Annotated in this window: 26 protein-coding genes; 10 read left to right on the forward strand and 16 right to left on the reverse strand. The window is 61.8% G+C overall.

The genetic code is table 11. From position 1 onward, the window contains the following. Positions 1-65 precede the first annotated feature (65 nt). Positions 66-605 (reverse strand): TspO/MBR family protein, encoded by a 540-nt coding sequence (locus AC5WNI_RS07485; protein ID WP_254627158.1) that lies wholly within the window; start codon positions 603-605, stop codon positions 66-68. Between the two features lie 122 nt (positions 606-727). Further along, positions 728-1,621, reverse strand: a complete 894-nt coding sequence (gene rhtA / locus AC5WNI_RS07490; protein ID WP_487886285.1) for a threonine/homoserine exporter RhtA — start codon at positions 1,619-1,621, stop codon at positions 728-730. A 147-nt stretch (positions 1,622-1,768) separates the two neighbouring features. Here rhtA and AC5WNI_RS07495 point away from each other — a divergent pair, with 147 nt between their 5' ends. From AC5WNI_RS07495 to AC5WNI_RS07505, 3 genes are all read left to right on the forward strand, one after another. Then, on the forward strand, positions 1,769-2,341 hold the full coding sequence (locus tag AC5WNI_RS07495) for a helix-turn-helix domain-containing protein (protein WP_487886284.1): 573 nt from the start codon (positions 1,769-1,771) through the stop codon (positions 2,339-2,341). Between the two features lie 640 nt (positions 2,342-2,981). Then, positions 2,982-4,439, forward strand: coding sequence for a Na+/H+ antiporter NhaC family protein (locus tag AC5WNI_RS07500; RefSeq protein ID WP_487886283.1), 1,458 nt, complete (start codon positions 2,982-2,984; stop codon positions 4,437-4,439). A 256-nt stretch (positions 4,440-4,695) separates the two neighbouring features. Further along, on the forward strand, positions 4,696-5,733 hold the full coding sequence (locus tag AC5WNI_RS07505) for a hypothetical protein (RefSeq protein WP_153635649.1): 1,038 nt from the start codon (positions 4,696-4,698) through the stop codon (positions 5,731-5,733). Between the two features lie 319 nt (positions 5,734-6,052). On the opposite strand, the gene AC5WNI_RS07510 is transcribed toward AC5WNI_RS07505, so the two are convergent. From AC5WNI_RS07510 to AC5WNI_RS07520, 3 genes are all read right to left on the reverse strand, one after another. Continuing rightward, positions 6,053-6,568 carry a DUF3455 domain-containing protein gene (locus AC5WNI_RS07510; RefSeq protein WP_279836280.1) on the reverse strand — a complete coding sequence of 172 codons (516 nt, stop codon included), beginning with the start codon at positions 6,566-6,568 and terminating at the stop codon, positions 6,053-6,055. Positions 6,569-6,860: 292 nt separating this feature from the next. After that, positions 6,861-7,400, reverse strand: coding sequence for a redoxin domain-containing protein (locus AC5WNI_RS07515; protein ID WP_248378679.1), 540 nt, complete (start codon positions 7,398-7,400; stop codon positions 6,861-6,863). 270 nt (positions 7,401-7,670) lie between these two features. Continuing rightward, on the reverse strand, positions 7,671-8,240 hold the full coding sequence (locus tag AC5WNI_RS07520) for a manganese efflux pump MntP (RefSeq protein WP_153635651.1): 570 nt from the start codon (positions 8,238-8,240) through the stop codon (positions 7,671-7,673). 384 nt (positions 8,241-8,624) lie between these two features. Here AC5WNI_RS07520 and yghU point away from each other — a divergent pair, with 384 nt between their 5' ends. Continuing rightward, positions 8,625-9,488, forward strand: a complete 864-nt coding sequence (yghU, locus tag AC5WNI_RS07525) for a glutathione-dependent disulfide-bond oxidoreductase (protein ID WP_487886282.1) — start codon at positions 8,625-8,627, stop codon at positions 9,486-9,488. 172 nt (positions 9,489-9,660) lie between these two features. Here yghU and AC5WNI_RS07530 read toward each other — a convergent pair whose 3' ends face one another. The 3 genes from AC5WNI_RS07530 to AC5WNI_RS07540 are packed head-to-tail and all read right to left on the reverse strand — an operon-like array spanning position 9,661 to position 11,512. Continuing rightward, positions 9,661-10,725: an alcohol dehydrogenase family protein gene (locus AC5WNI_RS07530; protein ID WP_287024567.1), complete on the reverse strand. Its 1,065-nt coding sequence runs from the start codon at positions 10,723-10,725 to the stop codon at positions 9,661-9,663. Further along, on the reverse strand, positions 10,722-11,243 hold the full coding sequence (locus AC5WNI_RS07535) for a TetR/AcrR family transcriptional regulator (RefSeq protein WP_284726143.1): 522 nt from the start codon (positions 11,241-11,243) through the stop codon (positions 10,722-10,724). The genes AC5WNI_RS07530 and AC5WNI_RS07535 overlap by 4 nt, the downstream gene beginning before the upstream one ends. Then, entirely contained in the window at positions 11,240-11,512 is a 273-nt protein-coding gene (locus AC5WNI_RS07540) for a hypothetical protein (protein WP_487886281.1), read from the reverse strand. The genes AC5WNI_RS07535 and AC5WNI_RS07540 overlap by 4 nt, the downstream gene beginning before the upstream one ends. Before the next feature lie 148 nt (positions 11,513-11,660). Here AC5WNI_RS07540 and AC5WNI_RS07545 point away from each other — a divergent pair, with 148 nt between their 5' ends. The 3 genes from AC5WNI_RS07545 (at position 11,661) to AC5WNI_RS07555 (ending at position 16,099) form a co-directional block, all read left to right on the forward strand. Continuing rightward, the gene (locus AC5WNI_RS07545; protein WP_286988542.1) at positions 11,661-13,778 is read left to right on the forward strand and encodes a TonB-dependent siderophore receptor; all 2,118 of its coding nucleotides are present in this window, start codon (positions 11,661-11,663) and stop codon (positions 13,776-13,778) included. 372 nt (positions 13,779-14,150) lie between these two features. Beyond that, the gene (locus tag AC5WNI_RS07550) at positions 14,151-15,044 is read left to right on the forward strand and encodes a LysR family transcriptional regulator (protein WP_131431945.1); all 894 of its coding nucleotides are present in this window, start codon (positions 14,151-14,153) and stop codon (positions 15,042-15,044) included. A 353-nt stretch (positions 15,045-15,397) separates the two neighbouring features. After that, positions 15,398-16,099, forward strand: coding sequence for an HD-GYP domain-containing protein (locus tag AC5WNI_RS07555; RefSeq protein WP_175090241.1), 702 nt, complete (start codon positions 15,398-15,400; stop codon positions 16,097-16,099). A gap of 106 nt (positions 16,100-16,205) precedes the next feature. On the opposite strand, the gene AC5WNI_RS07560 is transcribed toward AC5WNI_RS07555, so the two are convergent. After that, a complete protein-coding gene (locus AC5WNI_RS07560) occupies positions 16,206-17,075 on the reverse strand; it encodes an urea carboxylase-associated family protein (RefSeq protein ID WP_279830468.1) in 870 nt (289 codons plus the stop codon). Positions 17,076-17,238: 163 nt separating this feature from the next. Further along, positions 17,239-18,723 carry a sodium/proline symporter PutP gene (gene putP, locus AC5WNI_RS07565; protein ID WP_495929015.1) on the reverse strand — a complete coding sequence of 495 codons (1,485 nt, stop codon included), beginning with the start codon at positions 18,721-18,723 and terminating at the stop codon, positions 17,239-17,241. A gap of 328 nt (positions 18,724-19,051) precedes the next feature. Here putP and AC5WNI_RS07570 point away from each other — a divergent pair, with 328 nt between their 5' ends. Continuing rightward, positions 19,052-19,984 (forward strand): LysR substrate-binding domain-containing protein, encoded by a 933-nt coding sequence (locus AC5WNI_RS07570; RefSeq protein ID WP_175090238.1) that lies wholly within the window; start codon positions 19,052-19,054, stop codon positions 19,982-19,984. A 134-nt stretch (positions 19,985-20,118) separates the two neighbouring features. Here AC5WNI_RS07570 and AC5WNI_RS07575 read toward each other — a convergent pair whose 3' ends face one another. The 4 genes from AC5WNI_RS07575 to AC5WNI_RS07590 all read right to left on the reverse strand — a co-directional run bounded on the left by AC5WNI_RS07575 (position 20,119) and on the right by AC5WNI_RS07590 (position 23,108). Beyond that, entirely contained in the window at positions 20,119-21,432 is a 1,314-nt protein-coding gene (locus tag AC5WNI_RS07575; protein ID WP_175090237.1) for an arsenic transporter, read from the reverse strand. A gap of 61 nt (positions 21,433-21,493) precedes the next feature. Further along, positions 21,494-22,216, reverse strand: a complete 723-nt coding sequence (gene arsH / locus AC5WNI_RS07580) for an arsenical resistance protein ArsH (RefSeq protein WP_378080066.1) — start codon at positions 22,214-22,216, stop codon at positions 21,494-21,496. Positions 22,217-22,279: 63 nt separating this feature from the next. Next, positions 22,280-22,711: an arsenate reductase (glutaredoxin) gene (arsC, locus tag AC5WNI_RS07585; RefSeq protein WP_495929017.1), complete on the reverse strand. Its 432-nt coding sequence runs from the start codon at positions 22,709-22,711 to the stop codon at positions 22,280-22,282. Then, positions 22,704-23,108, reverse strand: coding sequence for an ArsR/SmtB family transcription factor (locus AC5WNI_RS07590; protein WP_107334903.1), 405 nt, complete (start codon positions 23,106-23,108; stop codon positions 22,704-22,706). Before AC5WNI_RS07590 ends, arsC begins: the two co-directional genes overlap by 8 nt. Before the next feature lie 175 nt (positions 23,109-23,283). On the opposite strand from AC5WNI_RS07590, the gene AC5WNI_RS07595 reads away from it, so the two are divergent. Beyond that, on the forward strand, positions 23,284-23,667 hold the full coding sequence (locus AC5WNI_RS07595) for a hypothetical protein (RefSeq protein ID WP_043332759.1): 384 nt from the start codon (positions 23,284-23,286) through the stop codon (positions 23,665-23,667). 60 nt (positions 23,668-23,727) lie between these two features. After that, positions 23,728-24,816, forward strand: coding sequence for an NAD-dependent epimerase/dehydratase family protein (locus AC5WNI_RS07600; RefSeq protein WP_487886158.1), 1,089 nt, complete (start codon positions 23,728-23,730; stop codon positions 24,814-24,816). 6 nt (positions 24,817-24,822) lie between these two features. Here the strand turns inward: AC5WNI_RS07600 and AC5WNI_RS07605 are convergent, their stop codons facing one another. Together AC5WNI_RS07605 and AC5WNI_RS07610 are read right to left on the reverse strand one after the other, a co-directional pair. Further along, complete coding sequence (locus tag AC5WNI_RS07605) at positions 24,823-25,239, reverse strand: hypothetical protein (protein ID WP_152965372.1); 417 nt, start codon at positions 25,237-25,239, stop codon at positions 24,823-24,825. 115 nt (positions 25,240-25,354) lie between these two features. Further along, positions 25,355-25,567 (reverse strand): DUF3820 family protein, encoded by a 213-nt coding sequence (locus AC5WNI_RS07610; protein WP_175090234.1) that lies wholly within the window; start codon positions 25,565-25,567, stop codon positions 25,355-25,357. Positions 25,568-25,588 lie beyond the last annotated feature (21 nt).

Below are 25,588 nucleotides of genomic sequence, written 5' to 3' on the forward strand. Positions count from 1 at the left end.
GGATGTTCAGGCGTCGGTGGCCGAGCGCAGGCCGCTCATCTGCCGTCAGGGGGATCGTTGACGGCTCACCCGCCCAGCAGGGCGGGATTGGCCTGCCAGACGGACCAGGTCAGCGCACTGGCCAGCGTCACCCACGCGAGATAGGGCAGCATCAACAGCCCGGCCAGGCGACTGATGCGCCAGAACGCCACCAGGGTGACGGCGATCAGCGCCCACAGCACCAGTACGTCGATGAACGCCGCCTGTCCGAGGTGCCAGGCGAAGAACAACCAGCTCCACAGCCCGTTGACGATCAGCTGCACCACGAACAGCCCGAGCGCCAGTCGATGACGCGGACGGAAGCCATTTCTGGCATGCAAGCCATCGCGCGCGACACGCCAGGCGGCGAGCGCCATCATCACGAACAGCGCCGTCCACACCGGCCCGAAGGCACCCGCCGGCGGGGCCCATGCCGGCTGGGTGAGGCTTGCATAGAAGGTCTTCGCATCCACCGAGGCCAGCGCGCCGATGGCGGCAGTAAGGAAGCTCAGCCCGAACCACACCACCATCTGGGCGGTGGAGCGCGCAGCGGAGGGTGAGGAAGACGCGGAACGTGGCGAAGTCATCTGGCGGTCTCCTGTCTCGAAAAGCGTGATAGAGAAAGACACGATATCCCACGCTGCGTCTTGATTCACTGTCCTGTGAGAGGTGCACCTGAACGATTCAGCAGCAGATGTCGGGCTCGCCCTCAATCGGGCACCGGGCCATCGAAGACTTCCTTGCTGCGACCGGTCAGCGTCGTGCCTACCGAAGCGGCGATGACCAGGCCGATGGCGAGCCACTGGAAGATGCCCAGCGCCTGACCGAGGAACAACAGGCCGGAGAGCGCCCCGATGGCGGGCTCAAGGCTCATCAAGGTGCCGAAGGTATGGGTCGGCAGACGAGGCAAGGCCACCATCTCGAGAGTGTAGGGCAGCGCGGTCGAGAGCACCGCAACGGCCAGTGCCAGCGGCAGGATATCGAGGGAAAACATGGCGCTGCCGGCCTCCATCAGGCCGACGGGTGCGACGACCAGCGCCGCGATCGTGATGCCAAGCGCCGCGCTCTGGGTGCCATTGCCTGCCCCGGCCTTCTGGCCGAACAGGATATACAGCGCCCAGCACACGCCGGCGCCGAGTGCGAAGGCGGCACCGACCGGATCGATCGGTGCCGCGGTGTTCTCACCCAGTAACAACAGCAGTACTAGTCCCGTAATTGCCAGCGCCACCCAGCCAAGGTCAAGCCAGCGGCGCGAGCTCAGTAACGCCACGGCCAGCGGGCCGGTGAATTCCAGAGCCACGGCGATGCCCAGCGGTACTGTCTTGAGGGCCTGGTAGAACAGCAGGTTCATCACACCCAGCGCCACGCCGTATAAGGTGATGGACTTCCAGGCCTTGCGTGTCACCGGCTTGCGCCACGGACGCAGAATGGCCAGCAGTAGAATCGATGCGATGATCAGACGAATTGCCGTCGCGCCCGCCGCGCCGATCATCGGAAACAGCGAAGTGGCCAGCGAAGCACCGCTCTGGATCGAGCACATGGCGACCAGCAACATGGCGACGGGCCACAGACGAGAAGAGGAGGCTGCGACAGCAACGGACATAGGGGGCTCCTTGAGCGATCCAGTGGATGACGGGCATGGTCAGTCAAGAACACATGCGGCATGATTCAGGGACATTGAGGTAGCAAGGGGAGGGAGCTTGAGGCCAGTCATATGCCGGCTTCCCTCATCGTCAGCGGGATTGTACGGATGCGCACTATATTGCACAACAGTAAAGGTCGACCCGATGTTCTGGTCCATGTCGCGGCCAATGTTCGCCGTCTGCGTCTGGCCGCCGAGCTGAGCCAGCAGGCACTCGCGGATCAGGCCGAGATCAGCCGGCGCATGCTGGTGAACATCGAGAAGGGCGACGTCAATGTCAGTCTCGGCACGCTCGACAAGCTCGCCGAGGCACTCGGGGTGCTCTTCTACGCACTGGTGCAGCCTCCGGAAAGCGAAGATTCGGCACGCATCAATGAGGTGGCGTGGGTCGGGCAGGCGCCCGAAAGCCGCGCCGTGCTGCTGGCCAGCAAACCGGCGACCCAGGAAGTCGAGTTATGGGACTGGACCCTCGCCCCCGGCGAGCACTATGACTCCGCGCCCGATGATGCCGGCTGGCACGAGATGCTGGTGGTCACGCAAGGCGAGCTGACCCTCACGCTGGAACGTGAGGAAATCGTCATTCACGCCGGGGATTTCCATGTCTATCCCAGTGATCAGGCCTACCGCTACCACAACACGGGCACCGGGATGCTGCGCTTCATTCGCAATGTGCTGCACTGATCGCCCGGCATGACGTGAATTGCCACTCGCCCGGGCTCCTGCGCTGACTCTTCGGTTCATGAAGACGGTGCAGAAGGCCGGTGCAGAGGATCGGTGCAAAAGATCAATGCGTGCCCCTTTATCGCCCACTTGCCGATCACACGCTTGCGCCCCCGCGCAGCGCTGGCGTCAGTCCTGCCTTCACCCGCCAGCATCAACCCGGCGTTTCACTTGTCCGCATGCGCCCCTGCAAGCCTTTGCAGGGGCGAGTGTCGAACCGCGTTCTGCCTCAAGGCCCCAGCTCAGCGAGCTTTCGCAGCTGATGCCACTCGCCAGGACGGCCTCTTTCCAGGACTGTTTTTCGCCAAGGCTGTCTCTCACCAACACTGCCTCGCGGCAACGCTGATTGATGCGGCGGCACCCTGACAGATCACTGGCCTGTTAGCGCTTTAGTATGTGAAATTCCTGATTTTCTAATGTTTGGCAGAGAGATTGCTTGGTCATGTGAAAAAGTAATCGCTTGCCACTGATTTTGGCATTGGTCGTCACGCAAGTGGCTCGCATAGCCTGTGGCTGTCTGGCTGGGGCCTGGGCCGTCATGTGCAGGCCCGCCAGGCAAGGATGACTCCAATAACAAGACTCGCGTGTGAGGGACAGGAATATGCAGCAACAGGACATGAAGGAACTGGTGTTTCGGGGTGGTGTGGTGGGCGCCCTGGTGCCGCTGATGATGCTGGTGGCGGGGCTGATCTACCTCTCGGTATTCGAGCGTGCAGGCACCCAGCCTTTCTGGGCCTGCGCCTGGCTGGCGATGGGGGTCGGGCTCTTTCTGTGTCGTGACCGCTCGGCTTACTGCGAGAGCCTGCTGCGTGGCATGGGCAACCACACCGCGACCGCCATCATTGCCCTATGGCTGCTCGCCGGGGTCTTCGGCAAGCTGATGATGGCTGGTGGGCTCATCGATGGCCTGCAGTGGATTGGTGCCTCGATGGGCGCCACCGGAGGTGTCTTCGTGGTGCTCGTCTTCGCCATCTGCATGGTGTTCTCGCTGGGTACGGGCACCAGCGTGGGCACTGTCATCGGCCTTGGCCCCGTGATGTATCCGGCCGGCGTGATGCTGGGCGCGGACCCTACGATGCTGGCGGTCGCACTGCTCTCGGGCGCTGCCTTCGGTGACAATCTGTCGCCAGTCTCGGATACCACCATCGTGTCCTCCTTCACCCAGGGGGCGCAGGTCGCGGATGTCATTCGCACGCGTCTGCCGCTGGCACTGTCCGCGGCGGCCATCTGCGTGGTGATCTTCCTGGTGGCCGGTGGCAGCGAGACGGCGCTGGCCGAGGTGCCTGCGCTGGCATCAGGCAATGCGCTCGGCCTGGTCATGCTGTTGCCTCTGGCCGTGGTGGTCGGCTTGGCCCTCAAGCGTCGCCATATCATCGAAGCGATGTTCTTCGGCAATCTGGTCGCCATGCTCTGCGCTCTCGTGATCGGCGCCATCAGTCTGGACGATATCTTTGCGCTGCCGGCACAGCGCGGTGAAAGCACCGGCTTGATCGAGAATGGCATCGCCTCGGTGACCGGCGCCGTGCTGTTCGCCCTGATGGTGCTGGCGCTGACACAGGTGATTCTGGATGCCGGTCTGATGCGTCGTCTGCTCGACAAGGCCAACGAGAGTCTCATCAAGACACGCACCGGTGCCGAGACCGGCATTGTCGCCGTGACAGTGGCGGCCTCCATTCCATTGTCTGCCAATGCACCAGCGCTGCTGCTGGTCGGGCCGGGACTGGTGCGCAAGCTGGCCGAGAAGTTCGGTATCGCGCCAGAGCGCAGTGCCAACCTGATGGATTGCGCCGTCTGCACGGTCTTCTTCCTGCTGCCCTGGCATATCGCGGTGGCCGTCTGGCAGCAGGTGATCGCTGCCAGTGCCGCCGAGGCGGGCGTCGCGGCGCCGAGTGCCATGGCGTCCTTCTTCACGCCTTACCCCTGGGCGATGCTGGTGGTGCTGGCCATCTCCATCACCTGGCGTGCGCGCAGCGCTCGCAAGCAGGGCACTCACGCACAGCAGGCCGCTGGAGGTGGCAATCACGAGACGGTGCTGGCGGCGCCGGCCAGGGAAGTGTGAGCCGCACACGCTAGCCTGTACGTAAGCCAGCGTCCTGACGTTTGTGGCTTGATGCATACAGCGCCCCGCGATACTCCTGACTGATGGAGTCTCGCGGGGCGCTGTGGTACCAGGCAGACGCTTTTCTGCTTCTGTCCCAGTCTCTGGGTATGCCCCTGTTATTGGCCTGCCTGAGACAGGGCGGCATGCATTGTCCCGAACTCAATCCTGCATGGCCTGTCCCAATGTCATGACGTTTCATTTCAAGGAGCCATGCATGGCGAAGGTACGTATCACGCAACAGGGCACGATCCATTGTTTTCCGGCCGGCTTGAAGGATGAGGAGGGCAAGCTGGTGAACGCCGAGATTTCCGCCGTGGCCTATGACGGCGAGCGTCTGTTGATGGCGAGTGACAAGCCGATTCCGGGCGAGGGACGCTCGGCGGTCTTCTCCTTGCCTCTGGATTCGCAAGGGCCCGATGACAGTCAGCTCGAGTATCTGACCACGCCGTTGATCCGTCAGGCGGTCAAGTATGAAGACTTCGCGCTGACCACCGATGGCCGTCACATGTTGGCAACCACCGGGTTTGATCGTATCGACAGCGAGAGCCATGCCCTGAATGCCTACAACCACCTGTTGATCTGGCCGCTGGGTGAGCCGGGCAAGGTGCAGGTGGTCGACCCGGACCCGCGTGACGGGGTCGAGGGCTCACTGGAATTTCGTCAGAAGTTGGAGGCGGCCATTGGCCAGCCGTACTACAAGATCGAAGGTCTGGCGGTCGTTCCGAGTGACAAGGGTGATGGGCTGATCCTGTTCGGGGTGCGCGAACAAGGCAACTCGCATGATGACTTCGCGTACGTGCGACGCGTCATCGGGGCGCGCTATGCCATGACCGACAGCGACAATATCGAGTTCATCGAGGACCTTCACGACGTCTATGCGTTTGATCCCGCCGAGTATGAGGGCGTGAATCACGAGTGTGGTCTTTCGAGCCTGGAATATGACCCCTATCACGCACGCCTCTATCTGGTAACCAGCTTCGAGACCGAGCAGGGCAGTGAAGAGGTGATCGGGGGCTATCTGTGGGTGCTGTCGCTGGCCGACTTCCATGCAGGCAAATCCCCGACGCTGGTGACGCATGAGGATGGTCGCGTGCTGGAGTTCGAGCACAAGGCGGAGGGGCTTGCGGTACTGGATCGCGAACGGCTCTTCGTGGTCTATGACAATGATCGCAATCATGAGCTGGGTAGCGTGGATGAACGCGATGAGCGCCACTCCTGTGAAGCGCCCTATACGATGCTGGCGCTGGTCTGACGGCAGCTCGCTGGATCAGAGATCGGTTCACAGGCCGGGGGAATGATCTCACGGCTTTGGCACCGAAATGGGAGGCTTGACCGTCTTCGTGATGGCCTCCCTGATCACCTCTTTTAGCGTCGCTGTTATCGCCTGCATGATCACCGGATTTTGCTTGTTCAATTTCATGCTGAGTCGTCATTTCCCCGCCGGGATTGATGACGACAAAGCCCCGACATGCCTATGCATGTCGGGGCTTTTCATGATCGCACCTTCCCTGTGTCAATGCGCTTTGTCACACGACATCGAGTGGTGAATCCATTCTATTCAAGGCTTGAGATTACATGGCCTTGTAGAACAGATAATCGGCCTGGTACATCACGATTTCGACCTTGTCCTTGTGAGCATCATCACAGGCCATGTCAGGTGCGGCACCGCCCTGGGTATTGAGGCGCTGAACATAGGTGACGCCCTGCATATGCCCTTCACCTTCGGCCGGGTTGGCTTCGACCAGCTGCAGCGGAATATTGCCCTTGCCGTTGGGCTCAACCGCCAGCTGTGTGCCGGTGATCTTGGAGCCATCCATGGATTCCCAGGTGGCGGGCGGACCATAGTATTTGCCGACCTGCTTGCCATCGGCATCATTCAGGGCGGCATCCGGACCCTTGAAGACCCAGCCCATGGTGCCATCGTCCTTGGCTTCGCAGGCCCATTTGATCTTGCCGACACCGACGGTTTCCATGGCGACTTCGTTGCCTTTTGGCACCGTGACGCTCTCGGGAACCTCCATGGCTTGAGCCAGCGGGCTCAATGCGAGGGCAGCGAAAATACCAGAGATACAGGCGATTGTTTTCATCTTGACGACTCCGTAGACAGATAAGGTTCAGCTAGCGGTTGCAGGTGTGTCGTTGTCTCCCTTGCACTGTTCATAACGCTGGCCTTTCTCGTCTGGATGTCACGGGATCATATTTTTTTCGTGGTTTTTTCGTGGCCTGTTTTCAGCACCTATCAGCGGCGTCATGAAAAGAGACCAAAAGCGCAAAGCGGGCGAGGTGAAGGCCAGGTGGCAAGCAACAGGCCCAGATATACAGACGCCCCGCAGCACGAGGCTGCGGGGCGTCTGTGTGACGGCGTGAACCCTGAAGGATTCAGTCGTAATCGCGGGTGCCGCGAATCGGGTAGTCGTTATCCGGCTTGCGGATGAACTCGATGCCACCGACGAGAGTATCCAGATCAGGGCGCACGAAGGGCGCGTTGGCGATCTCCTGAATCTGGATCTTGCCTTCGCCATTGACGATGAAGAAGGCAGGCTCCGGGAAGTCGTGATCGGTTTCCTTTTCGCTGCGCGGCGTCGAGATGAACAGTCCCAGCGATTGCATCTGTTCGAGGGTCAGCCCATACGCGAGCGGGAAGTTGACCTCCAGCGACTCGCGATGCTGCGTGAGCTGCTGCTCATCATCGGCAGACACGGCGACCAGATCGACGCCCTGGGCGCTGAAGCGCTCGCGATAGCTCTCCAGCTTGTTGAGAAACTTGGTGCAGATCGGGCAATGCTTGCCGCGATAGACCACGACCAGCTGCCAGTCATGCTCGCCCTGGGGCTTGCCGAGGGTCAGTGCCTCACCGTCGCTGCGTTTGACCTGGATGGCCGGGAATTCACTGCCTGGATGAAGCTTGCGTGTATACATGCAATCTGGCTCCCTTTGGAAGATCACGGCGTTGGCTTTCATGTCATCGCTGATCAGGCGGCGGATATCACGTGTCTTTGATACCACGTGTCATCAATATCACGTGCCTGGATATCAAGCGCCTTGAATGACCAGCGACAGAATACGCCATGTGTCCCCCTTGAATGACGCCATTGTCAGGGTTTTCAAGGGGGCCCTTGGCGCAACGCGAGGGTGCGTACATCGCCAGGGGCCACCACGGGGCCGTTCGGGGTGCTTTTCAGCAGAGGATCAACCCAGGTAGCCGGTGTGATCCAGCAGGATGGTCGTGCCGATGCCGATCAGCACCAGGCCACCGATGATTTCCGCGCGCTTGCCGACCATCTTGCCCAGCACACCGCCCAGCATCACGCCGGTGGTGGCCATCACGAAGGTGGCGGTGCCGATCGCCAGCGCAGTGGTGACGATGTTCACGCCCGCAAAGGCAAGCCCGGCACCCACGGCCATGGCATCGATACTGGTGGAAAGGCCGGTCAACATCAGGCGGGGCAACGACTGCGGCGTGGTGCAGTCCTCGTCTTCCTCGTCCTTGGAAAGCCCCTCATGAATCATGTGCAGACCGAGCAGCAGCAGCAGGGCGAAGGCGATCCAGTGGTCCCACTGTTCGACGTAGACGGCCAGTGAGCGACCGATCAGCCAGCCGATCATGGGCGTGATGGCTTCGATGACCCCGAAGATGAGGCCGATACGCAGGGCGTCTTTCAGAGAGGGACGACGTATGGCGGCTCCCTTGCACAAGGCGGCAGCAAAGGCGTCGCAGGACATGGAGAAGGCGAGCAGAAATGTCGGTAGCAGAGGCATGAGTCAGGATGTTCCAGGCCGGTTGCGAGTCAATAACAGAAAGACACCACCGGCCGGAAGCGTCTGACTGTCATTGGTCTCGCCGAACCTCGTCCTGACTGATCACGGGCATGATCGGATAGGCGGGTCCTCGGTGCCACGGCAATGCCTGCCGACCATGTTGACATCCGAGACTCTCGTTGGGTGACGAGAGCGGGCTACTCCCCAAAAACTGGTGGCATACTAGCAACAAAATCTTGTCATTTCATCCCCTTGTGTCACGAGCGCTTGACCTTCATAACTTGTCTACCGAGTCAGAGCGGCACCAAGCCGACGTGTCTGACGTCACCGAAGTCTTGAAACTTCAGTCTTGAAGCTTCAACAGGATGCCAAGGAGTCAAGGGTATGAGCGACAGTTATCAGCCACCCAAGGTCTGGACATGGGAAAGCGAGAGTGGCGGCAAGTTCGCCAGTACCAATCGGCCGATCGCGGGCCCGACGCATGACAAGGAGCTGCCGGTCGGTGAGCATCCCTTCCAGCTTTACTCCATGGCGACACCCAACGGCGTGAAGGCCACCATCATGTTCGAGGAGCTGCTGGCGCTCGGGCATAGCGGCGCCGAATACGATGCCTGGCCGATCCGTATCGGCGAGGGCGATCAGTTCGGCAGTGATTTCGTCGCGATCAATCCCAATTCCAAGATTCCCGCGCTGATGGACAGAAGCGGCGAGACGCCGATTCGCGTGTTCGAATCCGGCTCCATCCTGCTGCATCTGGCCGAGAAGTTCGGCGCCTTGATCCCCAAAGACCCCGCCAAGCGTGTCGAAGTCATGAACTGGCTGTTCTGGCAGATGGGCTCTGCGCCGTACCTGGGCGGTGGTTTTGGCCACTTCTATGCTTACGCCCCGGAAAAGCTCGAGTACCCGATCAACCGCTTCGCGATGGAGACCAAGCGTCAACTGGACGTGCTGGATCGTCAGCTGGCCGACAATGCCTACATCGCCGGTGACGAATACAGCATCGCGGATATCGCCATCCACGCCTGGTATGGCGCACTTGTCGAAGGCAAGCTCTATGACGCTGCCGAGTTCCTCTCCGTGCAGGACTACACGCACGTGCAGCGCTGGGCCAAGTCGATTGCCGAACGCCCGGCGGTCAAGCGGGGTCGCATGGTCAATCGTTTCTGGGGAGAGCCGCAGGAGCAGTTGATCGAGCGCCACTCGGCGAGTGACTTCGAAACCAACACCGAAGACAAGCGTAGCGACTGATTATCGCGACGTGATCGTTAGACAGAGATCGTCTGGCAGTGACCGTCGAGTAATGACCTTCAAGCAATGCCCGTCGAGTAATGACTGCCGAGCAATGAGCGTTCAGTCACAGGAAGGGCTACCCATCGGGTAGCCCTTTTGCGTTCTGGCCAGTCGTCCGAGCAGGGCGCTTTCAGTCCTGACGGACCTTGAGCACGACCTTGCCCACGTGACCTTTCTGCTGGAAGACCTCCTGGGCGGTGGCTATCTCGGCCAGCGCGAAGGTGTCAGCGACCAGCGGCTTGATGTTGCCTTGCTCGATATGGCGCACGAGATTGGGGAAGACCTCCGGTTCCAGCACCGTGCAGCCGAAGAAGCTCAAGTCCTTCAGGTACAGCGTGCGCAGGTCGAGTTCCACCATCTCGCCACCGATGGCACCCGCGACGGCGTAGCGCCCCTTGTAGCCCAGGATATCCAGCAGTTGCGGCCATTGCGGGCCGCCCACCAGATCGATGACCACCTCGACACTGTGGCCCTTGAGCGCCTCGTCGAGAGGCTGATCGCGCAGCACGATGTCATCGGCTCCGAGATCGCGCAGGGCATCGGCCTTGGCCGCGCTGGTGACGGCAATCACATGGGCACCACGGGCCTTGGCGAGCTGGACGGCCGCGGAGCCGACCCCACCGGAGGCGCCGGTGATCAACACGCGCTCGCCCTTGGCAAGCTGTGCGCGAGTCAGCATGTTCTCGGCGGTGGAGTAGGAGCAGGGGAAGGAGGCGAGTTCCACATCGCTGAGTGAGCTCTCGACGCGCAGGGCATGGCGCGCCGCTACCCGGGTGTATTCGGCAAAGCCGCCATCGCATTCGGCGCCGATATACCAGGCGGACTCCAGCGTCTGGCCGTTGTGCTCCCTCAGGCAGGGCTCGATCAGCACACGCTCGCCGAGGCGCGTCTGGCTGACGTCTGAGCCGACCGCGACGATCTCGCCGCAGATATCGGCCCCCTGGATGCGCGGAAAATGGATCGGCTGCCCGGACCAGCTGGCATCCTCTGCCTCGCCATCGCCCTTGGAGTACCAGGCCAGCCGCGTGTTGAGGTCGGTATTGTTGACGCCAGCCGCGCCGACCCGCACCAGCACGTCACGCGGGCCGGGAGTCGGGCGAGGAATGTCGTCACGCACTTCCAGCACTTCCGGGCCGCCATGGCCGGTCAGGTAGACGCCGTGCATGCTGTCTTTGCTTGTGGCAAGTGAGCTCATCGGTGGGGTGCTCCCAACAGGGTCAGTGTGGTGGAAAGTGCGGCATCGATGGCCTTCTCGCCCAGCACCAGCCAGGCGGAGGAGGCGCCTTCATGGATCAGGAACAGCTCGGTGGCGAGGTCTGCGCGGCGGCTGCGTTGGCCGAGCCACTCGAGAATCTCGTGCTTGTGGCGGTCGACGGCCTCGCGCACCTGAAGGTTATCGGGAAAGGCCGCCAGGGCATTGACCGACATGCAGCCATTGGGCGCCTCGAACGCCATCCAGTGGCCCAGCCGCTGGTAGAGGTGGCTGAGCGCCGCAGCGCCATCCTCGGGCACTCCCTCTTCTAGGAAGGCCATATAGCGCTCGTGGCGATGCTGAAGCGCACCGATCACCATGCTCTCCTTGGAGGGGAAGTGGCGATAGAGGGTGCGCAGACTCACGTCTGACGCTGCCTTGAGCTCGGCAACACTCGGCTCTGCGAAGCCGCGCTGGCTGAAGAGCGTCTCCAGGCGGGCGGCGATATCGTGCTGAATCATGTCGGTGCCATGGTCGAATCAACGAGGGAGAGTGTTCGTTCTACTTGTGCAGGGTAGAGCGCCCATTCTCCCTGTGTCAATGCGGCGTTTCCAAAGCCTTGTGTCATTGCGCCCATGTTCTGACGTCGCGCATTGCGGGTGTGACGCTTCGATGTCAGTACAATTACGCAAATAGAAGTTTGCTGAGCGTTAAATAAGACAAAGCTCAGGTCATTACGCGGAAAAATCACGCATTTTTCGTTGCGGTAGCATTTGATAAAGATTAGCATTCGCGACTCATTTACTGGCGCGGGGGGCGTCAGTCATGGCCACTTTCTGCTCATCGAGCAGAGGAAAGGTGTGGTTCAGCAGGACGCTGTCGCATCGCGTACAAAGGGTTTTCAGGTGCCAAATCATTCTCGGGATAGCGCTGCAAGCATGAACAAGGGACATTTCTCCTGCCTGATCTTCAGCCTGATGGCATTGCCGGCCACTTCGCTGGCGGCAGAGGGTGCCACCTCAAGCGAGTCGCCAGTCGCGAATTCGGTGATCGTGGTGACCGGAGAGCGTGAAGGCGAAGTGGCGCCGGGCAGCTACCGCGCCGAGGCCTCGAGCCTGGCCAACAAGCAGTCGGTGGACTTCCTCGAGCAGGCGCGCACCATCAATGTCGTGACCCAGCAGGTCATGCATGATTTCAATCTGGATGATCTGGAAGAGGCGCTGCAGCCGGTCGCGGGTATCCAGCTGGGCAACACCCTGGGGGGCACCGAAGACGGCTTCGTCAAGCGAGGCTTCGGCAGCAACAGTGATGGTTCGATGCTGATCGATGGCATCCGTCAGCCACGCCGTACCTACACCACGGCGACCGTGGACCGCGTCGAGGTGCTCAAGGGGCCGTCATCACTCTTCCAGGGCCAGCAGAACCCCGGCGGCGTGATCAACATGGTCACCAAGCGCCCGCAGTACGAGACGCACACCGAGATCAGTGGCGAGGTCAGCTCCTTCGGCGGTGGCAATACCACCCTGGACACCACCGGTCCCATCGAGGATACCGGCCTGGCCTATCGCTTCATCCTCTCGCATGAAGATGAAGACTCCTGGCGCGAGTACGGCAATGAGCGTCGCACCACCATCGCCCCTTCACTGCGTTGGGAAGGCGAGCACAGTAGTGCCCAGATCAGCTACGAGTACCAGGACTACGAGCTGGATATCGACCGTGGCACCGTCTTCTACAACGGCAGCGCCGCCAACGTCACGCGTGGCACGCGTTTCGATGAGTCCTGGAACCGCGTCTATGGCCATGACGAGTCCGTCAATGCCTGGTGGAAGCAGGAAGTCACCGACAACTGGGACATGAAGCTGACCTACGGCTGGACGCGTCGCCAGTACAGTGACGCGCGCGCCAATATCACCGACGTCAGTGACAGCGGCGATGTGACCGTGCGCGCCGAAGAGAACCAGGGCTATGATCGCAGCGAGCACTACACGGCGCTGGATGCCATGGGCGATGTCGAGATCGCGGGGCAGCGTCACCAGCTGGTCATCGGGGCGGACTACGAGACCACACGCGACTATCTGGATGAGCGCTATTTCGGCGATTCCGTCACGGTCTCCACCGTCACTGACGTGAACCACGGCCAGCTGGCCCAGGTGACCTCCGACGACATCAATACCTCGCGCAGCAATCGTCTCGACGAGACCCAGGCCATCGGGGTCTATGTCAGCGACCGCTGGTATCTGACCGACAAGTGGATTCTGGGCCTTGGCGGGCGCTACACCTGGTTCGATCAGCAGAGCGGGCAGGGCGAGGACTTCGTGTCCGACCCCGATTACAGCGACGATCTGTTCCTGCCTTCCGCGAATCTGCTCTATCGCATCGACGATGCCAGCTCCGCCTACATCAGCTACAGCGAATCCTTCGTGCCGAACGGCAGCGACAGTGACAGCGGCGAGAGCCTCGACCCCGAGCTCGGCAAGGGCTACGAGATCGGCTACAAGCGTCAGTGGAATCCGCGTCTGGCGACCTCCGTGGCGCTTTACCAGATCCGCAAGGAAAACGTCGCAGTCACTGACAATGGTGTGACTCGCACCATCGGTGAAGCCGGCTCGCAAGGCCTGGAATTCAGCCTCGAAGGGGCCCTGACGGACCGCACATCCTTGCTGTTCAGCTATGCCTACACCGATACCGAAGTGCTGGAGGATACCGAAGGCACCGAGGGCAATCGTCTGCCGAATGCGGCGCTCAACGCGGCCAGTCTCTATCTGGCACATGATCTGGCGATCGATCCGTCCTACGGCGAGTGGCGTGTCGGCGGTGGCGTGCGCTATGTCGGCGAGCGTGAAGGCGATGACGACAACAGCTTCTCGATGGATGCCTATACCGTCGCAGATGCCTTCGTCGGCTGGCGTCACGACTTCTTCGGCCCGGACACCGAATTCAAGCTGAATGCGAAGAACCTGTTCGATACGGGTTACTACTACGGCAGCGGCGGCGATACCCGCGTGCTGGTGGGTGACCCGATGGAAATCACCCTGTCGGCCAGCGTCGGCTGGTAATCCGGCTCCCTCTGGCTAGCTGACTCGCCAGGGGCGGCTAGATGCCAGGATAGTCACGGCATATAGACAGTCACGACATCCAGACAGGCAAGACAGACGATATAAGCCAGTTACGGAAGTCGGGTGAACTGATGATCTAGAAATAAAAAGGGGCGCACATCAGCGCCCTTTTTGTATGCGTTATCTAACGCCGAGGATCTTCACGCGCCATCTGTCGTCTTGAAGACCTTGTGACAGAAGCCGTCGATGCGGCTGGTAGACTGCTGGCATGATGCTCCGTGACTGACTGTCTTTGATCGCGTGTCTTCGATTGAGTGTCTTGGCGTGCCTGCCTCGGTGTTCCCTCTCGACATCACACCTCTGGAGAGCCCCATGCTCGAGTCGCTTCCTCTGGCCGATATTCGTGCCTTCGTCATGACGGCGGATCATGGCAGCTTCACCCGCGCCGCCGAGCAGTTGGGCGTGTCGCGGTCGCAGGTCTCCAAACAGGTGACTGCGCTTGAACAGGCACTGGGCGTGTCGCTGATGCAGCGTTCGACACGCTCGTTGCGACTCACCGAGAGCGGTCATCTGCTGCATGCCCAGTGTCGCAGTGCGTTGGGCGACATCACCCAGATCGTCACGCTGGTACGTGAGGAGCGCAATGCCATGCGCGGACGGCTGCGCATCAACAGCGTCGGCGGACCGATCGGCGAGCGGCTGCTGGCACCCGCCGTGCACGCCTTCATGCAGACCTGGCCGCAAGTGCAGGTGGAGCTGGATTTCAGCAGTCATCGCGTGAACCTGATTCGTGATGATTTCGATATCGCGCTGCGCATGGGCGCCCTCGAGGATGCCGACTTCATCGCGCGTCCGCTGATGACATTGCCCTACGTGGTGGTGGCCAGCCCCGACTATCTCGCTCGCCATGGCGCGCCGAATACGCCCGGCGAGCTGGTGGATCACCGCTGCCTGGTCGGCTCGGTCTCGCGCTGGTCCTTCACCGCACGCGGGGCAGAGTCTCGCGAATTGCAGGTGGATGTCGGGGCTCAGCTTGAGTGCCGCAACGGGCATGTGCTGGTCAGTGGTGCCATCGCCGGCAACGGCATCATTCGCGTGCCTAGGCTCTACTGTGAATCAGCCATCGCGCGAGGGGAGCTGCAGGAGTTGCTGAGTGACTGGCAGCCGGCGGATGTGCCGTTGTCATTGATCTATCATCGTGAGCGCCATCGCCCGCTGCGCACGGTGCGCTTGATCGAGCATCTGCTGGAATGGTTCGCGAGATAATATGCGCGCGTCTCTGAGCGCGGTATGCGTCATGCTGCAATACGGATGAGGCAAGGATTTGATGAAGGAAACATTGAGGCACATCATTATTATCGCCTAATATTCATCAAGTACTTTTTATCACGTGCTGTCTATCAAGTCCTTTTTAGCAAGTGCAGGGTCTTGGAAGAGCTGGTCTTCAAAACGGATATGAAGGCACGAGCTTGCGAGACGGATGTGAAACACAAATCTAAAAAAACGAACGAGAAATAGGCGTTCGTCACTCTGGGCTGATGCGACCCTATCTGGCGCATCGATCATGCGCCCCCTGATGACTCACGACCCTTGATAGGCAGATTGAACAGGGAGCCCCCATGAAACATGCCCTGTGCGCGACGCGATTCGCGCCCGCCGGTGATGCCCCCTTGCCGGATTACCTCTTCAAGCCGCCCCCCGGGGCGAAGACGCTCGAACCCGGGGTCCTGGCCCTGGCGCGCCTCCTTCATCGTCATCATGGTGATACCCTGGCGCATTCCTGGCGGGTAGCGGGGCTGACGGTATTTCTCTACGCAAGGCTGTTGCCGTCCGGTCAGCGCAAGGTGCCACTGCATGACCTGCATAGCGCGGCCTTGCTGCATGATATCGGCAAGGTTGGCATCTCGACGGAGCTTCTGAATGCCCCGCGTGCGCTCAGTGATGAGGAGCGTGTCACTATGCGCGATCATGCCAGTCATGGCGGACGCCTGTTGTTTACGCTGCGCGGCCCCCTGAGAGCGCTGGCCAGCCTGGTGGCGATTACCCACCACGAGGGCTGGAATGGCCAAGGGTATCCTGCCGGGTCCGCCGGGGGTGCCTTGCCACTGCATTGTCAGGTGGCCGCGATGATGGATGTCTTCGATGCCCTGGCCTCGCCGCGCGCCTACAAGCCGGGCTGGTCGTTGAAGCGTCTGGTCGGATTGTTCAGCGAGGAATCCGGCAAGCAGTTTGATCCTCGCCTGATTGCCCGCATGGCGCCGCTGTGGACATCGCTGCACGCCGAACATCGCCGTTTGTATGAGCAGACAAGCCAAAGGTGAGGCGGCGATGTCCGCACAAAAGGCAAAGCCCCCTGTCGAGAGTCTCGGCAGGGGGCTTTGTTACATCAGTACCCGCTAAAGGCGATCAGCGTGTCAAAAAGCCGCATCAGCAGCAGCGTTCACGCTTGATGGCGGCCCAGTCGGTGGTGGGGTGCTGGCGGCCGTGATTGCCGGCGTAAGCCGCGACCTTGGGCGACTCCCAGCCTGCGAGCACGTCGCCTTCCAGTCGATAGATCTCGACACCGAGCGGGTTGCAGGTCTCGAGCGGGTCACGCGCATCAGGGCCCCACAGGTCCACTGACAGATCGCCACCCGGGCAGCAGGACATCGCGCACAGCAGGTCCGTCTCGGCGAAGAACTCCAGGTAATCGCCCTTGCGTGCCGGGCAGGCCTTCATGAAGTACTTGTCTTCATTGTTGAGGCCGGTGCACTGGAAGATGTTGAGCACATCGTGGATATCGAATTCGGTCAGGCCCCAGGGCTCCACTGCGCGCACCAGATTGGAATGGCAGTGGTGATCGAAGTCCTCGCCGGTCAGCAGGCGATTGACGTAGGGGTCGCAGCGCGTGCCCAGCAGGTCATGCACGCGACCGCCTTCTGCATCGACGCCATAGTCGGCGAGGGTGTCATCGATGATGGTCGCCATCGGGCGCAGGTAGGGCAGTGTGGACCACAGGCGATCATAGGTACTGACATGTGCACGCTGCAGCTGGCGGGTGCGAGACGCCCACATGCGCTCACGCGGGTTTTGCAGGTTCCACATGTTGAAATCGCCGACCTGTGAACCCTCGGTGATCTTGATGCGCAGCACGTGGCCCGCCGGCACTTCCCACGCCAGGCCATCGCGCAGCGGCACGGTATGGGTCGCGACCAGGGTGCGCTCGGCCTTGCCTTCGGTGAGGCTGTCGTAGAAGTCGCGATCGACGTCCAGAATCGAACCCTTGCTGGCTTGATAGGCGGCAGGTACATCACTCATGACAGGACTCCTCGTGAGTCGAAATTGGATCTGATGACCAGGCCGGACTGCCTGGAATTCGCTGCCCGGCTGGGGGCTTTCGTGCACTGCCGGCAAGAGTCGTGGCCGGCAGTGGCGGTATCTGCAGGGCACAGGGGGAGGTTGTCGGTCCCACTGCGCGGGGTCATGCCTGTTCGCGGCGCCAGTGCTTCATCAGACGGTCGAAGCAGGCGCTGGCGGCAGGTTCTGCGTTCATGCGGCTGACGAGGACGACGGCGATCAGGGCGAACAGGAAGCCGGGTACGACCTCGAACATGTCGAATATCTCCAGCGGGCCGCCGCTCAGCGGCTTCCAGATCGCGACGGTAAGGGCACCGACCAGCAAGCCGGCGATGGCGCCATTGCGGGTCATGCCACGCCAGAACAGTGACAGCAGGATGACGGGACCGAAGGCGGCGCCGAAGCCACCCCAGGCGTAGGACACCAGGCCGAGGATGCTGCTGTCACGCTCGCTGCCCATCACGGTGGCGAGCAGTGCGATGCCGATCACGCTGGCACGGCTCAGCCAGACCAGCTCCTTCTGCGTTGCCTTGGGGTGAATCAGGCCACGGTAGATGTCTTCGGCGATGGCGCTGGAGCAGACCAGCAGCTGGGAATCGACGGTGCTCATGATCGCGGCCAGGACGCCGGCCAGAATGAAGCCTGCCACCCAGGGGTTGAGCATGATCTGGCTCAGGGAGATGAAGACACGCTCGCTGTCCGTGAGACCGCCACCCAGCTCACCGCCGAACCAGTAGTAACCCAGCACGCCCACTGATACTGCAGCCGCCATGGTGATGGCGGACCACAGCAGGGCGATACGCCGCGACACCTTGATATCTTCACGCTTGCGCACGGCCATGAAACGCACCACGACGTGTGGCTGGCCACAGTAGCCGATCGCCCAGCCGGCCAGCGACAGCATGCCCAGGAAGGTCACGCCTTCCATCAGGCCACCGATGGGGGCGACATCCTGCGCCGCTGCCGGGGCGGCTGCGCCATCGCCGAACAGCGCCACTGCCGTCATGGCAGCCACGGCACACAGCGAGGCGGCCATCATCAGGCCCTGGATGAGGTCGGTCCATGAGGCGGCGAGGAAGCCACCGAGGAAGGTATAGCCGACGATGACCAGCGCGCCCAACCACAGTGCGACGCGGTAATCGATGTCGAAGAGCCCTTCGAACAGCACGGCACCACCGACCAGACCCGCCGAGACATAGAAGGTGAAGTACACCAGCATGACCACGGAAGACAGGGTACGCAGCACGCGTGAGCGGTCTTCGAATCGCGCTTCCAGATAGTCCGGCACCGTCAGCGCATTGCCGGCCGCTTCGGTGAACACGCGCAGTCGCTCGGCGACCAGGGTCCAGTTCAGGTAGACGCCGACCAGGGTCCAGACCGCGATCCAGGCTTGCGAGAGGCCACCACTGAAGATGGCGCCGGGCAGGCCCATCAGGGCCCAGCCGCTGAGATCGGAGGCGCCGGCACTCAAGGCCGCGACGCTTGGCGGCAAGCCGCGTCCCCCGAGTATGTAATCCGACAGATTGTGGGTGATGCGATAGAAGTAGATGCCGATGCCCAGCATCAGCAGCAGATAGAGCCCGAACGACAGCAGGACAGGTAAGTTCATCCTAGGAGACCTCATGGTGACGCCGAGGCGTCTTGTTATTGTTCACCAGTGGTGTCGTGTTGCAGCAGGCTTACGCGGAACAAGCAGCGGGGAGCTGGCAATATCACTGACACCTTCACCTTAGCCATGAGGTGGATTGCAGAAAACTGACCATTTTTCGTATAACCTATGACTTCATATCATGGGTTGCCGTCACATGCTGGTTGACGCCTTTCTTCCATCAGGGCGCTCGCAAGCACTCAGCACAGCGCTTGGCACAGGAACTCGGCACCCAGTTTCTGGCACCCGGTTTCTGGCACCCGGCCAGGCCAGTCATCAAGGACATCCCATGCGACCCAGTCTGTCATCGCTCAATGCCTTCGAGGTCGTGTCACGCCTGGGGAGCATCACCGCGGCTGCGGATGAGCTCAACATCACCCAGTCGGCGGTGAGTCACCAGATCCGTCGCCTGGAGGCCACGCTGGAGGTCAGTCTGCTGGAGCGGGCCGGACGCGGCGTGGTGCTGTCACACGCCGGGCGCCGACTGGCCGATGGCCTGCAGGCCGGCTTTGCCAGAATCGAGCAGTCGGTGGCCGAATTCGAGGTCGACCCACAAGGCGTGCATCAGCGGCGCCAGCTGCGTGTCAGCTGTCTTCCCTCGGTGGCGGTGCGCTGGCTGATCCCGCGGCTCAACAGCTTTCGCGAGCAATGCCCCGATATCGCGGTCAGCCTGCAATATGCCGGCATCAGTGCGCGGGGATTGTTGCCGGAGGTCGATGTGATGATCACCTGGCAGGACGAACTCCCGGACAAGGCGTCACAGGCGTTCCGCTTGTTCTCGGGGGCCACCCAGCCGGTGGCCAGTCCGCTGTATCTGGAGCATCACCGCCGCCCATCCCAGCCGGCGGACCTGTTGAAGCTGGAGCTGATCCACGATCAGTCGCGCCAGCCCTGGCATGACTGGTTCAACAACTGCGGGTTGTATCCCTCCCAGCTCGACAAGGGCGACCTTTATCAGGATTTCAGTCTGCTGAGTGCTGCGGTGGTCGCGGGGCAGGGAGTCGCGCTGTGTCCGCCACGCCTGATCCGCAAGGAGCTTGAGGACGGCACCCTGGAATGCCTGTTCGAGATGGCCGCCAATCCCCAGCGTGCCTACTGGCTGTTCCATCATCCGCAGCCCGCCAGGCACGTGCAGCAATTCTGCGACTGGATGCGCGCGGAGATCGCCGCCGAGGGAGAAGCGGCCGACAGTGGAGTCATCGTCAGCCGCCGCCAGCCCTGACGGCGGGCATCTCACTGCCAGTCAATGCCGCACGCAACGCAAAAGCCCCGCCGGGATTCGGCGGGGCTTTCTTGTGCAAGTGGTCATGTCATGACGGCCTGAGCCATGGCCCTTGGCCAGGAGATGGCGGCCTCTCAGCCGTTGAGCACGCCCAGCCAGGCCCACAGGCCGAGCAGGGTGGCGATCAGCACCGGCGGCGTCAGCACCAGGCCGACCTTCATGTACTGCCCCCAACTGATGTGATGGCCTTTCTGATCGAGCACATGCAGCCACAGTAGTGTGGCGAGACTGCCGATCGGGGTGAACTTGGGCCCCAGATCATTGCCGATCACGTTGGCGTAGACCATCAGCTCACGCGTCGCGTCACTGACCTGCTGCGCGGTGAGGTGGTCGATGGCCAGCGCGCCGATCAGCGTGGCCGGCATGTTGTTCATCACCGAGGCGGTGACGGCGGCCAGCACGCCGGTGCCAAGGGTGGCGACCAGCTCGCCCTGACTGGCAAGCCAGGCGAGGATGTCGCTGGCGTGATCGGTCAGGCCGGCATTGCCCAGCCCGTAGACCACCAGATACATGCCCACCGAGAACAGCACGATCTGCCACGGCGCGCCGCGCAGTACCGGGCCGAGTTCGATCACGGCATCACCGCTGCCCAGCCAGCGCCCGGCGATGGCCAGCAGAATCAGCGCGGCGCTGCCGGTGACGACGGCGAGCGGAATGCCCAGCGGCGCGGTCACGAAGTAGGACACCAGCAGCACCCCCAGCAGCGGGAAGGCCGCGCGGAATACCTGGCGGTCCTTGATGGCGCTCGACGGTGCCTCGAGCTTCTCCAGCGCGTAGTGCGAGGGCAGCTCCTTGCGGAACATCAGCCACAGCACGATCAACGTGGCGGCCAGCGCGATCAGATCGACCGGCACCATCACGGCGGCGTAATGCGTGAAGGAGATGTCGAAGTAGTTGGCGCTGACGATGTTGACCAGATTCGAGATTACCAGCGGCAGGCTGGTGGAGTCGGCCACGAAGCCGGTGGCGATGATGAAGGCCAGCGAGGCAGCCGCCGAGAATTCCAGGCGCACCAGAATCGCGATCACGATCGGGGTCAGCAGCAGTGCCGCACCGTCATTGGCAAAGAAGGCCGCGATCACCGCGCCCAGCAGCACGATGAGCGGAAACAGCTTGCGTCCGTTGCCGCCGCCCCAGCGCGCGACATGCAGTGCGGCCCAGCTGAAGAAGCCCGCCTCATCGAGGATCAGCGAGATGATGATCAGCGCCACGAAGGTGAAGGTGGCGTCCCAGACGATATCCCAGACCACCAGCACATCCGGCAGATTGACCACGCCGCAGGCCAGCGCGATCACGGCGCCGCCGAGGGCGCTGGTGCCGATGCCCAGCCCACGTGGCTGCCAGATCACCAGTGCCAGCGTGATGGCGAAGATTGCCAAGGCAAGCATGACGTCTCCTTGTCGAGGGTGAAGAGTAAGTGAGAAGCCGCGTGCGCGACCGCGGATTACGTCAGATCGTGCTCTGATTGACGCGTCGGGAGACCTCTTCGGCGCTCTCGACACGCTCCGAGTAGCGCTCGGTCAGATAGGCGCTGCGGTCGCGGTTCATCCAGGTGAACTTCATCAGCTCTTCACAGACATCGACGATGCGCAGATACAGCGGCGACAGGCGCATGCGGCCATGCTCGTCGAATTCATTGAAGGCCTTGGGCACGGATGACTGGTTGGGGATGGTCAGCATGCGCATCCAACGGCCCAGAATGCGCAGCTGGTTGACGCTGTTGAAGCTCTGGCTGCCACCACTGACCTGCAGGATGGCCAGCGTCTTGCCCTGGGTGGGGCGCACGCCGCCCAGTGACAGGGGAATCCAGTCGATCTGTGCCTTCATGATCGAGGTCATCGCGCCGTGGCGCTCCGGGCTCGCCCACAGCATGCCCTCGGACCACTGGGCCAGCTCGCGCAGCTCCTGCACCTTGGGATGATCGGCCTCGCAGTCATCCGGCAATGGCAGGCCGGCTGGCGAGTAAAGGCGCACCTCAGCTCCGAATGCACGCAGCAGGCGCGCCGCTTCCTCGGCGGCAAAGCGCGAGAAGGAACGCTCACGCAGGGAGCCGTACAGCACCAGAATGCGCGGTGCATGACGCGGGGCATCCGGCCCGACCAGGCGATCGATCTCCAGCGGTCGCCAGTGTTCGGCATCGATATTGGGCAGGTCGGCCAGTGCCGCTTTCATCTCATCGGTCATGGTGTCGCCTGTGGGCAGGTGAGACGTGTCGGGAGTGTGTGCGTTCATGATTCAGGTCCTGGGGGCGTGGACGACGTCGCCGTCTTCCTTGGTGTATTGCGCGACCGGGTTGTCCAGCAGCTCCAGTACCGCCTCCGACGGGCGGCATAGGCGCGTGGCCTGCGGCGTGACCACGATGGGGCGATTGATCAGGATCGGGTGGGCCATCATGGCGTCGATCAATGCCGCATCGCTCAAGGTCGGGTCATCCAGATTGAGCTCGTCATAGGGCGTGCCCTTGCGGCGCAGCAGCGGACGCGGGCCGCCCCCCATGGCGGCAATCAGGGATTCCAGCGTCTCGCGCGTCGGCGGCGTGACCAGATACTCGATCACCTCCGGTGTCTCGCCGGAGGCCTTGAGCATGGCCAGCACATTGCGTGACGTACCGCAGGCCGGGTTGTGATACATCGTGATCTTGCCGGAAGAACGGACGGAATCAATCATCGTTGCCAGGCTCCTGAGAAGCACAGGGGGTAGAAGAGGCGCTGCAGTCGGGCACGGTGAGCGAGGCCAGCAGTGGGTCGCAGACCACCGAGGAGCCCGCGCAGCAGTCGCGTACCAGAAACTGCACGGTGGCGAGCATGTGCTCGAGGTTGGCGCGGTAGATTAGCGAACGGCCTTCGCGCTGGGAGTGGATCAGCCCCGCGCGGCTCAGTACGCCCAGATGGGTCGAGAGCGTGTTGTGCGGCACCTCGAGACGACGGGCGATCTCGCCGGCGGGCAGCCCTTGTGGCTCGTGGCGGACCAGCAGGCGAAACGTGTCCAGACGCGTGGCCTGGGACAGCGCCGCGAAGGTGTCCAGCGTGGCCTGCGGGTCGGGCAGGCTGTCGGAGTCATTCATTTGATCCGTCCATATGTCGAGACTTGTCGAAATGACGATGGTGCGATGATAGATCAGCGTGCCGCAGATGGGAAGATTCACGAGACGATCCCGGGGATGCATTCCGGTCAGGCATTTGCCCGGCAGTATTGGTAGCATGTGCGCCATTGATTACCGGACAAGGGAAGATGGCACGATGATGATGGTATTGCAGATTCTGGGCGGCTTCGTGCTGACTGCAGGGGTACTGCTGGCGGCAGTGCCGGAGCTGGTCAACCGCTTCAAGGGGCCGAACGACACGCCGCAGACCGTACCGAAGGAGACCGGCGCGGCGATCTCGCGGCGCATTCGTTGGGGCTGGGTCATCGCGGTGGGGTATCTGCTGATGTATCCGCCGATCGGCCTGGGTGTGTTGCCGGTGCTGGTGACGCTCGCGGTGGCAGGTATCGCTGGCATCATGACGGCCCGTCTGATGGGGCTGATGCTGGATGGCATCGAGATGCGCCATCTATTCCGCTTCGCCGCCGAGTCGCTGATTCTGGGCGGCCTGTGGACCTGGTTCGTCAAGCTGTCTGCCTGACGCCATTGCCGCGCACACTGTGCCGTCAGATCGCCAATTACTGCATTCCGGGAGTCGTCCATGCCGCTCAATGCGTCTACGCAAGCCTTGTTGGCAGGGCTGGAGCGATCGCGCCCGGTACTGGTGATCGGCGCGACCGGCTATGTGGCGGGGCAGCTGATTCGTCGCTTGTTGGAAGAAGGCCTGACGGTGCATGCCGCCGTGCGCGATCCCGGCAATAGCGAACGTCTGGCGGCGCTCATGGCGCTGGCCGATCGCTTGCCGGGGGAGCTACATGTCTTCGCCAGCGATCTGCTCAAACCGGGTTCCTACGCTCAGGCGATGGCAGGCTGTGGGGTGGTCTTTCATACCGCTTCGCCCTTCGTGGTCAGTGTCCAGGACCCTGAGCGCGATCTGGTGCGTCCGGCAGTGGAGGGCACGCGCAATGTGCTGGAAGAGGCCAATCGTCAGGCCAGTGTCGAACGGGTGGTGCTGACCAGCAGCTGTGCCGCCATCTACAGCGACAATGCCGATGCGCAAGACACCCCGCGCGGCTGTTTCGACGAGAGTGTCTGGAACACCACGGCGTCGCTTGAGCATCAGGCCTATTCCCATTCCAAGACGCTGGCGGAACAGGCCGCCTGGCAGATTGCCGAGCGGCAGTCGCGCTGGCGGCTGGTGGTGATCAACCCCTCGCTGGTGCTCGGCCCCGCGATCAGCGATGACACGCGCGGCGAATCCTTCAGCCTGATGACGCAGCTATGTGATGGCACGCTCAGGATAGGCGCGCCGGATTACGGCATGGGCGTGGTGGATGTGCGGGATGTGGCCGAGGCGCATCTGGCGGCGGGATTTCTGCCCACGGCCAATGGGCGTCATCTGGTCGCCGGGCATTCCTCAAGCTTCATTGAGCTGGGGCGGGCCTTGCGCCGTCACGCCGGCCCGCAGTACGCGATTCCCACTCGCCAGCTGCCCAAATGGCTGGTGTGGCTGGCGGGTCCGCTGGCCAACAAGGCCGTGACCCGCAAGGTCGTCGCGCGCAACGTGGGCCATCCCTTCGTCTTCGACAATACCCGCAGTCGCGAGCAGCTGGGTCTGATCTACCGGCCCCTCGAGGCGACGCTGCACGACATGTTCGATCAACTGGAGGCCAGCGGCCGCCTGTCGTGATTTTGGTCAATACATTGTCGGGAAAAGCCCCAGTGTTCCGCTTGGGTCATACCCCATTCTATAGCGTATTGTTGTATTGGGAGTAATGGTGTCTTTCACTTCTTTTACTCCAGTCTCACAAAGCCCTTGATCCGCTGAAGCGCTGACGATATATGTACCCGGAGTAAGATCCAGCGAGACAGTTTCTGCAGGGTCAAGCTTGGCGGTTAGAACTCCATTGATTTTTACAATGATCCCGCAAGCGCTGCCTAACAGCCCACTATCACGGGTCAGAGTCAATGTCCCATGCTCCTCCTGTAAAGGTTGATTGTGTGCATAGATTCGTTCAGGAGGGACGGGGTCGGCATCTAATGATGAAATTGGCGTAGTAGAGCAACCTGTAATGGTAAGCATGAGTACAGTTGTTATTAGTGTGCGTGTCATGATTGCCTCAGAAATGGTGGGCATGAAGTTAGGAGCATGCAAAGACCATCATATATTTTGGTTGCTCGCAGGTATATTTAAATCAACTTAATCGACAGCATAATTCTCTTTGGCTTTAGCGTTTTCTCAACGGCTCCAGCAGCGCATTCAACCCGTTGTGATCAATCTCGTGCATCAGCGCGAGCAGGCGACCGATCTCGCCCTGCGGGAATCCCTTGCGCGCAAACCAGCCCAGATAATCCCCGGGCAGGTCGGCAATCAGGCGTCCGGCATACTTGCCATAGGGCATCTGGCGGGTCGTCAGTTTCTGCAGGTCTTCAGGGCTCATCCTTTGACTCTCATTCGGTTT

This window comes from Cobetia sp. PDI-12MA, assembly GCF_059507695.1.